Genomic DNA, 13689 nt, shown 5'->3' on the forward strand with positions numbered 1-13689 from the left:
CGTTTATTCCTCGGCTCCGGCTGCGTGAGACTGTCCACCCATATCCATGCCTTTCATGTCAGTGCCGGCAGGCATTGGCATGGTATGACCTTCTGGCGCTGCCTTCATGTCATGCATGGAGTATTTGCCAATGATTTCTTTGAACAGGCCTGGTTTCGCAACAGAGAAGTATTCGACCGGGTTGTCGATGCTCTGTGCTGCCAGCTTGTTGAAGTCATCAGTGGTTGCCAGTTGGTTCGGTGCGCTTTTCACTTTCGCTACCCATGTGTCGAAATCGCCACGGGTTGGGGTCGCAATTGTGTTGAACTTCATGCCAGAGAAACCACGGCCACTGAAGTTTGACGAGATGCCTTTGTAGGTGCCGGCTTCATTTGCAATTAAATGCAACTGAGTCTGCATACCCGCCATCGCGTAAATCTGTCCGCCTAACTGAGGAATAAAGAACGAGTTCATCACAGAGTCTGAAGTGACTTTGAACTGAACAGGCACGTCTTTAGGGATAACCAGTTCGTTAACAGTTGCGATGCCCTGTTCCGGATAAATGAACAACCATTTCCAGTCCAGAGAAACGACTTCTACCGTCATCGGTTTTTGGTCAGATACGATTGGCTTGAACGGATCAAGCGCATGGGTGGTCTTCCAGGTAATCGTTGCCAGAATGGCAATGATAATAATTGGAACAGTCCAGACGACGGCTTCAATTTTGTTGGAGTGGGACCAGTTAGGACTGTAGGTTGCTTTTGTGTTGGAAGCACGATACTTCCACGCAAAGGCAAACGCCATGATAATAACTGGAATAACAACGATCAGCATTAAACCGATCGCCGTTAAAATCAGCGTTCTCTGTTCAAGTCCAATTGCTCCCTTGGGATCCATCAATGCCGTATTGCAACCGCTTAACATTAACGCGGAAGCAAATAAGGACAACATCCCAATACTTTTATTGTATTTCTTAAGTCTCATCTAACGACCTCAATAACTAGGGCTCTATTGTCGCTTCAGGTGTGCGGGCATTTTACGGGAAGGTTGCAGGACTGTAAACACGCTTAAACAAGTGTCAAAGCGCTGTTGACACTTTATGTTAACGCAGTCACACATGTCACGGATCGTGACAATTCACAGTGGGCAACAATATGTTGCGTATAGATTTTTTTCTATAGTGATGAAAAACAAGGGGTGTCGGAATTTGTAAATATTATTCTCACCGATTATCAGGCCGGAAGGTTTAATTAATGTTAAATTAATGTAGATTTCAGGTGAAATAAAAAGCATCAAATCATCGCCGGAAAAATAAAAACAGAAAATATTATTTTTTCCGACGGCAAATTGTTGAGCAATATTTATAGATGAATTGTTAAATCGACTCCGCCATTCATTTTGAAAACGAATGGCGGAAAATCAGGCGCGTGCGCTGCGGCGCAGTGACAGGAAATCCAGCAGGCTGCCGAGAAAAATTCCCGCCAGACAGATGAAGGCTCCGGCTTCGAGCAGCGTCACTGCCAGCGATTGCCACGACGCCCAGCCCAGACTGTTTACAATCAGCGCAATCAGCCAAAAACCGAGTAATACGCTACCGGCTACCATGCAACGCAACGCCCAGCGATACAGTGTGGCGAAGTGGATCCGTGGCAGAAAACTGTCGGTTTTTTGCGTGTACTCCAGTGTTTCGCGACAGACCGCCAGCAACAACAGACCGGGAACGGCGGCCACGATAGAGAACAAATAAAACCACGGCCAGCCGTAGGCTTCAACGAACCAGCCCGCAATCGGCCCGACATACACGCGGCCCACGGCGGAAAGGGCGGACAGCAGCGCGAACTGCGTGGCGGAGAATGATCGGTTGCAGAGCGTCATCAGCAGGGCAACAAACGCCGCTGTGCCCATGCCGCCACACAGGTTTTCAAAAAATATTGCCGCGCCCATGGAATACAGATGTTTGTCAGTCACCGCGAGGATCCAGTAACCGGCGTTGGAAACGGCCTGCAAAATGCCAAACAGCATCAGCGCGCGAAACAGGCTCAGACGTTGCATTAGCATGCCGCCGAGCAGCGCACCGACAATCGTCGCCAGCAGTCCCAGTGATTTATTCACCAACCCGACTTCTCCGGCATCAAACCCAACGCCACGAATTAAAAATGTGGTGCTCAGGCTGCCTGCAAAGGCATCACCCATTTTGTACATCACTATCAGCAGTAAAATCAGCCAGGCATTGTTGCGGCCAAAGAAGTCTTTCAGCGGTGCGACCACCGCCATTTCGATAGTGCGGGGCGCGGGCTGCGAATTTTCCGGCTCCGGTGCCATCAGCGTTGCCAGCACGCCACACAGCATCAGGGCGGCCATCAGCCAGTACATGTGTTGCCAGCCGAGATAGCGGTCTGCCAGCCAGAGTGCCAGCCCGCCGGAAACCAGCATCGCCAGCCGGTAACCCAGCACTGAAACCGCTGCGCCGTTGCCGCGCTCTTCAGCAGGCAGTAAATCCGTTTTATAGGCGTCGAAGACTATATCTTGCGACGCCGAGGCAAAGGCAATCAGTACCGCCAGCGCCGCCAGCCAGAACAGGTCTTTCGACGGATCCATAAAGCCCATACCGAAAATCGCCACGACCAGCAGTAGCTGTGTCAGCACCAGCCAGCCGCGCCTGCGGCCGAGAAAAGAGGGCGTGTAGCGGTCCATCATCGGCGACCACAGGAACTTAAAGACGTAAGCCTGACCGACCAGCGAGAAAATACCGATGGTTTTCAGATCGACATTTTCGACTGTCATCCATGCCTGTAACGTGCCGGAGGTCAGCGCTAGCGGTAAACCGGATGCAAAACCCAGCAGCAGTAAAATGACCGTATTACGCTGTGTGAAAATCTTAAAGTACTGACTGATCATGAAAAGTATGTTCCTGCGGACCGGTGAAAGAGTGGCGCATGGGCATAATAAAGGAAAGGATGCTTCACGGGGAATAAATTCACGGTGTTTAATTAGCATTCTGCCCGGACAGGCCGGGCAGAAAATTTCAGGCAGACAACAACGGAGTCTTAACGCGCGTTAGCTTTGATGAAGTCACTGATGCTGGTGTCTGACGCCATGTCGCTGATGACATCGCCCAGCGTGGTGTTCACCGCGGTGGTGATTTTAGCGTTTGTCGCAGACAGCGCGCCCTGAACGTTATAGGTCGAGCGGTAATTTTTCACCTGCTTGCTGCCATTTTTGGCGGTAGCAATGATGGAGATGTCTGCTTTGGTGGTGATGTTGTAACGCAGATTACCTTCCTGTACGTCTGCATACAAATTGTTCACGACGATTTGCAGATCGACTGCACCGTCAGCACCGACCATGTAACCGCGGGCGGTCATTTGTTTTTCCAGAGATTCCTGCAACAGGAAACGCAGGTCGCGGGATGGGGTCAGAGAAATCAGTTGGCCATCGCGGTTAACTTTCGCCAGTGCCTGGTCCTTACGCTGGTCAGCACCGTTGATGCTGATAGTAATGCCCTGAAGCGTTGGGTCTTGTGAAGGCAGAACGATTTTTGGCGATACGTCCAGCGTATTGGTGCTGGTGGCGCAACCGGCCAGCATCAACATCGCCAGAACAGGGAAAATGATTTTCTTTAACATGTGTGTTTTCTCAATATTTATAAGGGAATAGTGCTCAAAATTATGCCGACATCATAACATTGCCATTTGCGGGTGGAAGTCCCAACAATCTGGAAAAGTGATTTTTTAGCGTTTTATTTCATCAGGTCTGCTGATTACGGTCTTCATACATGGCTAAGCCGCAGTTTCTTTGACAGACTAAGCGCCGAATTTATCAATCAAACCTATAAATTTTTTGATGTGATTAACGTGGATGTCGGAAAACAGCCTATTCTTAAAGGGTAGAACGTGAAGATAAAGGAATGTAAGACAAAGGGAACCCGACGTGCGCAGTTCTCTGCTGATACGGTGTAAGGAGATAGCGATGATTCGTGAGCAAATAGAAGCAAAGTTAGTCGAGGCGTTTGAACCCGCGTTTCTGGAAGTGACTGACGAAAGCTATCGTCATAATGTACCGGCAGGCTCAGAAAGCCATTTCAAAGTGGTCATGGTATCCGATAAGTTCCTGGGTGAACGTTTTCTGGCGCGCCATCGTGCTATATACGGGCATCTGGCAGAAGAACTTGCAGGCAGTGTTCATGCGCTGGCATTGCACACCTACACCCAAAAAGAGTGGGAAGGGTTACAGGATACTGTTCCTGCATCACCCCCATGTCGCGGTGCGGGAACAATGGCCTGATCGTCGAGATCTGATTCACAAAAGGCATAAATATCGCCGTTTGACGCAGTATCACTGGAACTTTGCTTGTCAGATGCGGTATTAGTAGGTGCGAATTCATGAAACGGCCCGCGGGCCGTTTTTGTTTTTCCTAAGACAGGCAGACGACAAGGGCACTTTTGCCTCTGCATCGACCGCATTTTTCGAAGGATCGAATCCCCGTGTGAGTTTCCCTCCCGCGCTTGTAGATACCGTCCTCGACTCAATGCGTCTGCGTCGCTATAATGTCGCGTCTAATTTTTCCGGAATGGTTTCGGACGCTCTCGAATACAGGGCTACGTTCTGATACAGAACTGTCCCGGTTCTTAGAAATCGTTTTCAAGGTAAGTTTGCGCTTTTGGTGCTTCTCATCTTGAGAACGACTTCTGGAGTTGACCGAGCACTGTGATTTTTTTTTGAGGTAACAAGATGCAAGTTTCTGTTGAAACCACTCAAGGCCTTGGGCGCCGCTTAACGATTACTGTTCCTGCTGAAAGCATTGAAAAAGCAGTGAAAAGTGAACTGGTCAACGTCTCTAAAAAAGTACGTATTGACGGCTTCCGTAAAGGCAAAGTACCAAGCCACATCATCGAACAGCGTTACGGCGCGTCAGTACGTCAGGACGTACTGGGTGATCTGATGCAACGCAACTTTGTTGATGCGATCATCAAAGAAAAAATCAATCCAGCTGGCGCACCTAATTATATCCCGGGTGAGTACAAGCAGGGTGAAGACTTCACTTTCACCGTTGAATTTGAAGTGTACCCAGAAGTTGAGCTGAAAGATCTGGAAAACATCGAAGTTGAAAAACCGGTTGTTGAAGTTAACGACGCTGATGTTGATACCATGCTGGAAACTCTGCGCAAGCAACAAGCTGACTGGAAAGAAACGGATGCCGCTGTCACCGCAGAAGACCGCGTGACTGTTGATTTCTCCGGTTCTATCGACGGTGAAGATTTCGAAGGCGGTAAAGCCTCTGATTTCGTACTGGCTATGGGCCAGGGCCGCATGATCCCAGGCTTCGAAGAAGGTCTGGTCGGTCACAAAGCCGGTGAAGAATTCACTATCGACGTAAACTTCCCAGAAGATTACCACGCTGAAAATCTGAAAGGTAAAGCGGCTAAGTTCGTTATTACTCTGAAGAAAGTGGAAGAGCGTGAGCTGCCAGAACTGACGCCAGAATTCATCAAACGTTTCGGCGTAGCTGATGGTTCTGTTGAAGGTCTGCGTGCAGAAGTGCGTAAAAACATGGAGCGCGAGCTGAAAGGTGCTGTTCGTAACCGCATCAAAACTCAGGCTATCGACGGTCTGGTCAGCGCTAACGAAATCGACGTGCCCGCTGCACTGATCGACGGCGAAGTTGACGTTCTGCGTCGCCAGGCTGCACAGCGTTTTGGTGGCAACGAAAAACAAGCGCTGGAACTGCCACGCGAGTTGTTCGAAGAGCAAGCTAAACGCCGCGTTGTTGTCGGTCTGCTGCTGGGCGAAGTCATCAGCCAGCACGAACTGAAAGCTGACGAAGATCGCGTTAAAGCGCTGATCGAAGAAATGGCTTCTGCGTACGAAGATCCACAGGAAGTTGTTGAGTTCTACAGCAAAAACAAAGAGCTGATGAACAACATGCGTAACGTAGCGCTGGAAGAACAAGCGGTCGAAACTCTGTTGTCTAAAGCGAAAGTGACTGAAAAAGCCACTACCTTTACTGAGCTGATGAACCAGACTCAACCTGCATAATTTTATTGCACGTTGCTGAATCTGTCCGCAGATTCACATTTAAAAGCCCGCAGTTTTCACTGCGGGCTTTTTATTTGCCGAAAATCAGGTATTTTTGTTTTGGCTGTTGTTTTTGCACTATATTTATCTCTATAAGGCACAGCGCACGTAGAACCGCTCCGTTGTCTCCCGCAAAATGGCCTTTCAGCGGCCCGGATTGGGGGATAGAGAAAAGAATTATGACGGCAGGCTTGAAAAAGGGGCCTAAATCCCCCAATTGATAAACACGAACTCAGATAAATTTGTAGTCAGAATCTGACTGATAACGACCGTCAGGCGTGTAAATGGCGACTTGGCCGCTTGAGCATAGTCATGTGTGTCTATCTCAAGTAGAATCGGTTTTAAATAGCGCCAAACAGAATCTATTAGGAGACGGTTATGTCATACAGTGGTGAAAGAGAGCAATTTGCACCAAACATGGCGTTGGTACCCATGGTGGTTGAGCAAACTTCACGGGGCGAGCGTTCATACGACATCTTCTCCCGTCTGCTTAAGGAACGCATCATCTTCCTGACCGGTCAGGTCGAAGACCATATGGCTAACCTGATTGTTGCCCAGATGCTGTTCCTGGAAGCAGAAAGCCCGGAAAAAGACATCTATCTGTACATCAACTCACCGGGTGGCGTGATCACTGCCGGGATGTCGATTTATGACACCATGCAGTTCATCAAGCCGGACGTCAGTACGATTTGTATGGGCCAGGCATGTTCAATGGGCGCGTTCCTGTTGACTGCAGGTGCAGAAGGTAAGCGTTTCTGCCTGCCAAACTCACGCGTGATGATCCACCAGCCACTGGGCGGTTTCCAGGGGCAGGCGACGGACATCGAGATCCATGCGAAAGAAATCCTGAAAGTGAAATCCCGTATGAATGAGCTGATGGCGAAACACACGGGTAAAACGCTGGAAGAAATTGAGCGCGATACAGAGCGCGACCGTTTCCTGTCTGCTGATGAGGCTGTACAGTACGGTTTAGTGGATTCTGTATTTACCCATCGCGCCTGACGGCTCAATCGTGCCGGGCTGATGGTCTATAGTTATACTCATACCATGGTTAGGTGGTCGGAAAGTTTTCGGAAAGGAAAAAGAGTGCGGCATCAACGACACTTTTCCTCCCGATGTGAGTCATAACATGAATGAACAGACATCAGCCCTCATGCGGCTGTTGTGTAATATGGTCGTGTCGCCGCGTTATTGTAATGCGGCGGGACTGATACTAAAGAAGAGGTTTACTGATGACAGATAAGCGCAAAGACGGTTCAGGAAAGCTGCTGTACTGCTCTTTTTGCGGCAAAAGCCAGCATGAAGTGCGTAAGCTGATTGCCGGGCCGTCAGTGTATATCTGCGATGAATGTGTCGATTTGTGCAATGACATTATTCGCGAAGAGATTAAAGAAGTCGCGCCACACCGCGAACGCAGTGCGTTACCGACGCCGCACGAAATCCGTCAGCATCTTGACGATTACGTTATCGGCCAGGAACCTGCGAAGAAAGTGCTGGCCGTGGCGGTATATAACCACTACAAACGCCTGCGTAACGGCGATACCAGCAATGGTATCGAATTAGGCAAAAGTAACATTCTGCTGATCGGTCCGACCGGTAGCGGTAAGACGCTGTTGGCTGAAACCCTGGCCCGTTTCCTGGATGTGCCATTTACCATGGCCGACGCTACCACACTGACTGAAGCCGGTTACGTGGGGGAAGATGTTGAGAACATCATTCAGAAACTGTTGCAGAAATGCGACTACGACGTTCAGAAAGCGCAACGCGGTATTGTCTACATTGACGAAATCGACAAGATTTCCCGCAAGTCTGACAACCCATCGATCACACGTGACGTGTCCGGTGAAGGCGTCCAGCAGGCGCTGCTGAAACTGATTGAAGGTACGGTTGCTGCAGTTCCACCTCAGGGCGGACGTAAGCATCCACAGCAGGAATTCCTGCAAGTTGATACCTCAAAAATCCTCTTTATCTGCGGTGGCGCGTTTGCCGGTCTGGATAAAGTGATTGGCCAGCGTATTAACACCAGTACCGGTATCGGTTTTGGTGCAGAAGTGAAAGGCAAAGAGCAGAAAGCCACTGAAGGTCAGTTGCTGGCACAGGCTGAACCGGAAGATTTGATCAAATTTGGTCTGATCCCTGAGTTCATCGGCCGTCTGCCAGTGGTTGCGACACTCAGCGAGCTGAACGAAGATGCACTGATTCAAATTCTGAAAGAGCCGAAAAATGCCCTGACTAAGCAATATCAGGCATTGTTCAATCTGGAAGGCGTTGAACTGGAATTCCGCGATGAAGCGCTGATTGCGATTGCGAAAAAAGCCATGAACCGTAAAACCGGTGCCCGTGGTTTGCGTTCAATCGTTGAAGCCGCATTGCTGGACACTATGTATGATCTGCCGTCTCTCGACGATGTGGAGAAAGTGGTGATTGATGAGTCCGTGATTGCGGGCCAGTCAGAACCTCTGATGATTTATGGCAAGCCAGAGGCGCAACAAGCGTCTGGTGAATAATTAGCCAAACTATCCAGAGAGTTAGCCACAAAATGGGGGATTTAGTCCCCCATTTTTTTTTCGCACATTCTTATCGTTGAATGTCGGACATTCATCCCCATATACTCAGTTAACGACTTGCTGAAACCCGTCTGACTCGTGTTTCACGAGATTTCCTTAACCTGGCGGAAGCTAAACTAAGAGAGAGCTCTATGAACCCTGAGCGTTCTGAACGCATAGAAATCCCCGTATTGCCTCTGCGCGATGTGGTGGTTTATCCGCACATGGTGATCCCGTTATTCGTTGGCAGGGAAAAATCGATTCGATGCCTCGAAGCCGCGATGGATCACGACAAAAAAATCATGCTGGTTGCTCAGAAAGAAGCGTCGACCGATGAGCCGGGCGTTAACGATCTCTTCTCCGTGGGTACGGTTGCCTCAATATTACAAATGCTGAAGCTCCCGGACGGCACGGTTAAAGTGCTGGTGGAAGGGTTACAACGCGCACGTATTACTACGCTTTCTGACAGTGGCGAGCATTTTGCTGCCCAGGCAGAATACCTTGAATCTCCGGCCGTTGATGAACGCGAGCAGGAAGTTCTGGTACGCACAGCGATTAATCAGTTTGAAGGCTACATCAAACTGAACAAAAAAATCCCGCCAGAAGTGCTGACATCACTCAACAGCATTGAAGATGCTGCACGTCTGGCTGACACCATTGCCGCGCATATGCCATTGAAACTCGCTGACAAACAGTCCGTACTGGAAATGTTTGATATCACCGAGCGTCTGGAATATTTGATGGCGATGATGGAATCGGAAATCGATCTTTTACAGGTCGAAAAACGCATCCGTAACCGTGTCAAAAAACAGATGGAAAAGAGCCAGCGTGAGTACTATCTGAATGAGCAAATGAAAGCGATTCAGAAAGAGCTTGGTGAAATGGACGACACGCCTGATGAACATGAGGCGTTGAAACGCAAAATCGACGCGGCAAAAATGCCGAAAGAAGCGCGTGAAAAAACCGAAGCTGAGCTGCAAAAGCTGAAGATGATGTCACCGATGTCCGCCGAAGCCACTGTGGTCCGTGGTTATATCGACTGGATGCTTCAGGTGCCATGGAATGCCCGCAGTAAAGTGAAGAAAGATTTACGCAAAGCGCAGGAAGTCCTGGATACCGATCACTTTGGCCTCGAACGCGTCAAAGACCGCATCCTTGAGTACCTTGCAGTGCAGACGCGCGTCAGCAAAATCAAAGGGCCAATCCTGTGCCTGGTCGGGCCTCCGGGTGTGGGTAAAACCTCCCTTGGTCAGTCCATCGCACGTGCGACAGGGCGTGAGTATGTTCGTATGGCGCTGGGGGGCGTGCGCGATGAGGCGGAAATCCGCGGTCACCGTCGTACCTATATCGGCTCTATGCCGGGCAAACTGATCCAGAAAATGGCCAAAGTCGGGGTGAAAAACCCGCTGTTCCTGCTCGACGAAATCGACAAGATGTCGTCTGACATGCGCGGCGACCCGGCTTCAGCCCTGCTGGAAGTGCTGGATCCTGAGCAGAACGTAGCCTTCAATGATCACTATCTGGAAGTCGATTACGACCTGTCAGACGTGATGTTTGTAGCGACGTCGAACTCCATGAACATCCCTGCGCCACTGCTGGACCGTATGGAAGTGATCCGTCTTTCCGGTTACACCGAAGACGAAAAGCTGAACATTGCCAAGCAGCATTTGTTGCCGAAACAGATTGAACGTAACGCGCTGAAAAAGAACGAACTGACGGTGGATGACAGTGCAATCATCGGCATCATTCGTTTCTATACCCGTGAAGCGGGCGTGCGTAGTCTGGAACGTGAATTGTCCAAACTGTGCCGTAAAGCGGTTAAACAATTGCTGATGGATAAAACCCTCAAGCACATTGAAATTAACGGCGACAATCTTAAAGATTTCCTCGGCGTCCAGAAGGTCGATTATGGCCGTGCGGATACCGAAAATCGTGTCGGTCAGGTAACTGGCCTGGCGTGGACTGAAGTGGGCGGCGAGTTGCTGACTATCGAAACAGCCTGCGTACCGGGTAAAGGTAAGCTGACGTACACCGGATCTCTGGGTGAAGTCATGCAGGAATCCATTCAGGCTGCGCTGACGGTTGTTCGTGCACGTGCTGACAAGCTGGGCATTAACCCTGACTTCTACGAAAAACGTGATATTCACGTTCACGTACCAGAAGGGGCGACGCCGAAAGATGGCCCAAGTGCGGGTATTGCAATGTGTACTGCCCTGGTGTCTTGTCTGACCGGTAACCCTGTGCGTGCAGATGTGGCGATGACGGGTGAGATAACCCTGCGTGGTCTGGTGCTGCCAATCGGTGGTCTGAAAGAAAAACTGCTGGCTGCACACCGTGGCGGTATCAAAGTTGTGCTGATCCCGGACGATAACAAACGTGATCTGGAAGAAATTCCGGCGAACGTGCTGGCAGATCTTGAGATCCATCCGGTCAAACGCATCGATGATGTCCTGAACTTTGCTCTGCAAAATCCTGCATACGGTGCGTTACCGGTTGCTGCGAAATAGTGATGTTGGCTTACACAGTTGAATAAAACTCTGGCTGGCTGGTGAATTCTCACTTGCCAGCTTTTTTTTGTACCGTTAACGTAGTCAGCGGTCAGAGGGTTTCAGGCTGCTTTCAGTCGCTTGCATAGCCCTGACAAGATTGATATAACAGCAGCGCGGTCACGTCCGAAGGGAAATTCGGCGTGATGAAAAATATTAAGAGGGGACGAAAAGAGTGAATAAGTCACAATTGATCGACAAAATTGCTGCCGGCGCTGATATTTCTAAAGCCGCAGCGGGACGTGTTTTGGATGCGGTTCTTGGATCTGTCACTGATACCCTGAAAGCCGGGGAAGAAGTCGCTCTGGTAGGTTTTGGTACTTTCTCCGTGCGCGAACGTTCAGCACGTACTGGCCGTAACCCACAGACCGGTAAAGAAATCAGCATTGCAGCAGCTAAAGTACCTGGCTTCCGTGCAGGTAAAGCGCTGAAAGATGCCGTTAACGGTTAATTACCCGAAGAGCTGACGTCAAATCTGTGTGAAGTGTATCACTGATGCATATTTACTCAGGTCTGGTTGTTAAACAATAACCTGACGTCACCGGGCTGGTAAGGTAAGATACAAGGCGCATCGAAAACGGTGCGCTTTTTTTATTACAGCGGAGTGTTGCCTCACTATGATGGACAATTTACGCGCGGCGTCCAATAACGTCGTGCTCAAAATCATTCTGGCCCTGATTATTCTGTCCTTTATTTTGACAGGGGTGGGCAACTACCTGGTCGGCGGTTCAGGCGACTATGCAGCGAAAGTGAATGGTCAGGAGATCGGTCGAGCTCAGTTAGAGCAGGCAGTGCAAAATCAGCGCAGCCGACTGCAACAACAGCTTGGAGATCAATTCTCTGCGCTGGCAGGCAGCGAAGGTTACATGCAGCAACTGCGTCAGGAATCGCTGAACAACCTGATCGATGTCACTTTGCTGGATCAGTATTCCAAAAAATTAGGCATTACAGTCAATGATCAACAGATCAAAGACGCGATTTTTGCGACGCCGCAATTTCAGACCAATGGTCGTTTCGACAACGCTAAATATCTCCAAGGTATCCAGAGTATGGGTTACAGCGCGGATAATTTTGCCCTGTTGATGAAACAGCAATTGATCAGTCAGCAGCTCGAACAAGCGTTTGGTCAGTCCGATTTCATTCTCCCTGTTGAAAGCAAAACGCTAGGCGCACTGATCCTGCAAACCCGCGATGTACATACGGCGACGTTGGACACTGAGACTCTGGCAGCGAAACAGCAGGTGACTGACGCTGAATTGCAGTCTTTCTACGAGCAGAACAAAAACAACTTCTTATCCCCTGAGCAGGTCAAAATTAGCTACATCCAAATGGATGCTGCAGCCATGCAGGGTAAAGCAGACGTATCGGATGCTGATATCAGCGCCTATTACGACCAGCACAAAAACGAGTTTGGTCAGCCAGAGCGCCGTCGTTACAGCGTTATCGTCCTGAAAACTCAGGCACAAGCAGATGCCGTTGCGGCTGAGCTTAAGAACGGCACTGACTTTGCTGAACTGGCGAAAACCAAATCCACCGATGCACTGAGCGCCAAAAAAGGCGGCGATTTGGGCTGGATGGAACCTGAAACTACGCTGCCTGAGTTTAAAAATGCCAATCTGACCACCAAAGGTCAGGTCTCCGGTGTAATTAAATCTGACAGTGGCTTCTTCATTCTGCGTCTCGAAGATATTAAACCTGAACAGGTTAAGCCTCTGGATGAAGTGCGCAGCAGCATCACTGATAAGCTCAAACAAGAGAAATCACTCGATGCCTACTATGCCTTGCAGCAGAAGGTCAGTGAAGCGGCGACCAACGATAACGAATCTCTGGCTTCGGCTGAAGACGTTGCCGGTGTGAAAGCAGTACACACCGACTGGTTCACCCAGAACCAAATCCCGGCAGCCATCAACTTCAAACCTGTCGTGCAGGCGATTTTTGAAGGTGGTCTTATCCCTCAGGATGGTACTCCGGGCAGCAACTCTGACATCATCACGGTCGATGGTGATCGTGCGTTTGTGGTACGCGTCGATTCGCATAAAGCTGAAGGCGTTAAGCCATTTGCTGAAGTGAAAGATCAGGTTGCAACACGGGTGAAACGCCAGAAAGCACAAGATCAGGCGCGTATGGAAGGCGAGAAACTGCTTACGGCGCTGAAAGAAGGCAAGGGCGATGAGGCGATGAAAGCCGCAGGACTGAGCTTTGGTGATGTGCAGAAAGTACAGCGCAGCCAGCAGCCTTCTGCTTTCGAAGAGAACGTCTTCGCAATGCCGCAACCGCAGAAAGATCAGGCAGCCTACGGTTTGTCTCAGGATACCAAAGGCAACAGCGTGTTGGTCAAACTGACTGCCGTGACGCCAGGTGCTGTTCCTGAAGCCGATACCGTACGTTTTACTCAGGAGATGCAACAGACCTCCTCGAACGTGACCTTCGATGCGCTGCTGACTAACCTGCGTCAGGAAGCGAAAATCAAGTTCGGTTCTGCTGCACAAAACCAGTAAACGCCGCAAAGTTTTGCAACGCGTTGCAACAAACAAAGGCCGCTT

At 49.9% G+C, this 13689-nt stretch carries 10 protein-coding genes; 7 read left to right on the plus strand and 3 right to left on the minus strand.

Annotation, left to right across the window (positions count from 1 at the left end; translation table 11 throughout):
• Positions 1-3: 3 nt before the first annotated feature.
• The 3 genes from cyoA to ACMHLI_RS02240 all read right to left on the minus strand — a co-directional run bounded on the left by cyoA (position 4) and on the right by ACMHLI_RS02240 (position 3605).
• Entirely contained in the window at positions 4-963 is a 960-nt protein-coding gene (gene cyoA, locus ACMHLI_RS02230; RefSeq protein ID WP_112164307.1) for a cytochrome o ubiquinol oxidase subunit II, read from the minus strand.
• A 435-nt stretch (positions 964-1398) separates the two neighbouring features.
• Positions 1399-2877, minus strand: a complete 1479-nt coding sequence (ampG, locus tag ACMHLI_RS02235; RefSeq protein WP_413528071.1) for a muropeptide MFS transporter AmpG — start codon at positions 2875-2877, stop codon at positions 1399-1401.
• A 149-nt stretch (positions 2878-3026) separates the two neighbouring features.
• A complete protein-coding gene (locus tag ACMHLI_RS02240) occupies positions 3027-3605 on the minus strand; it encodes a lipoprotein (RefSeq protein WP_413528072.1) in 579 nt (192 codons plus the stop codon).
• 343 nt (positions 3606-3948) lie between these two features.
• Here ACMHLI_RS02240 and bolA point away from each other — a divergent pair, with 343 nt between their 5' ends.
• From bolA to ppiD, 7 genes are all read left to right on the plus strand, one after another.
• Complete coding sequence (gene bolA / locus ACMHLI_RS02245) at positions 3949-4263, plus strand: transcriptional regulator BolA (RefSeq protein ID WP_112164311.1); 315 nt, start codon at positions 3949-3951, stop codon at positions 4261-4263.
• Between the two features lie 447 nt (positions 4264-4710).
• Positions 4711-6015, plus strand: coding sequence for a trigger factor (tig, locus tag ACMHLI_RS02250; RefSeq protein WP_413528073.1), 1305 nt, complete (start codon positions 4711-4713; stop codon positions 6013-6015).
• Between the two features lie 417 nt (positions 6016-6432).
• Complete coding sequence (gene clpP, locus ACMHLI_RS02255; RefSeq protein WP_056771081.1) at positions 6433-7056, plus strand: ATP-dependent Clp endopeptidase proteolytic subunit ClpP; 624 nt, start codon at positions 6433-6435, stop codon at positions 7054-7056.
• Between the two features lie 230 nt (positions 7057-7286).
• Entirely contained in the window at positions 7287-8561 is a 1275-nt protein-coding gene (gene clpX / locus ACMHLI_RS02260) for an ATP-dependent protease ATP-binding subunit ClpX (protein ID WP_112164313.1), read from the plus strand.
• A 191-nt stretch (positions 8562-8752) separates the two neighbouring features.
• Positions 8753-11107, plus strand: a complete 2355-nt coding sequence (gene lon, locus ACMHLI_RS02265; RefSeq protein WP_112164314.1) for an endopeptidase La — start codon at positions 8753-8755, stop codon at positions 11105-11107.
• Positions 11108-11321: 214 nt separating this feature from the next.
• Positions 11322-11597 (plus strand): nucleoid-associated protein HU-beta, encoded by a 276-nt coding sequence (gene hupB / locus ACMHLI_RS02270; RefSeq protein WP_112164315.1) that lies wholly within the window; start codon positions 11322-11324, stop codon positions 11595-11597.
• 166 nt (positions 11598-11763) lie between these two features.
• The gene (gene ppiD, locus ACMHLI_RS02275) at positions 11764-13644 is read left to right on the plus strand and encodes a peptidylprolyl isomerase (protein WP_413528074.1); all 1881 of its coding nucleotides are present in this window, start codon (positions 11764-11766) and stop codon (positions 13642-13644) included.
• The last annotated feature ends 45 nt before the right edge of the window (positions 13645-13689 follow it).

The sequence above is a fragment of the Rahnella inusitata genome (genome assembly GCF_965118895.1).
GTDB lineage: Bacteria > Pseudomonadota > Gammaproteobacteria > Enterobacterales > Enterobacteriaceae > Rahnella > Rahnella inusitata_A.

Coding starts and splice junctions, on each gene's coding strand:
- cyoA (WP_112164307.1), bottom strand. CDS start 963: ATGAGACTTAAGAAATACAATAAAAGTATTGGGATGTTGTCCTTATTT.
- ampG (WP_413528071.1), bottom strand. CDS start 2,877: ATGATCAGTCAGTACTTTAAGATTTTCACACAGCGTAATACGGTCATT.
- ACMHLI_RS02240 (WP_413528072.1), bottom strand. CDS start 3,605: ATGTTAAAGAAAATCATTTTCCCTGTTCTGGCGATGTTGATGCTGGCC.
- bolA (WP_112164311.1), top strand. CDS start 3,949: ATGATTCGTGAGCAAATAGAAGCAAAGTTAGTCGAGGCGTTTGAACCC.
- tig (WP_413528073.1), top strand. CDS start 4,711: ATGCAAGTTTCTGTTGAAACCACTCAAGGCCTTGGGCGCCGCTTAACG.
- clpP (WP_056771081.1), top strand. CDS start 6,433: ATGTCATACAGTGGTGAAAGAGAGCAATTTGCACCAAACATGGCGTTG.
- clpX (WP_112164313.1), top strand. CDS start 7,287: ATGACAGATAAGCGCAAAGACGGTTCAGGAAAGCTGCTGTACTGCTCT.
- lon (WP_112164314.1), top strand. CDS start 8,753: ATGAACCCTGAGCGTTCTGAACGCATAGAAATCCCCGTATTGCCTCTG.
- ppiD (WP_413528074.1), top strand. CDS start 11,764: ATGATGGACAATTTACGCGCGGCGTCCAATAACGTCGTGCTCAAAATC.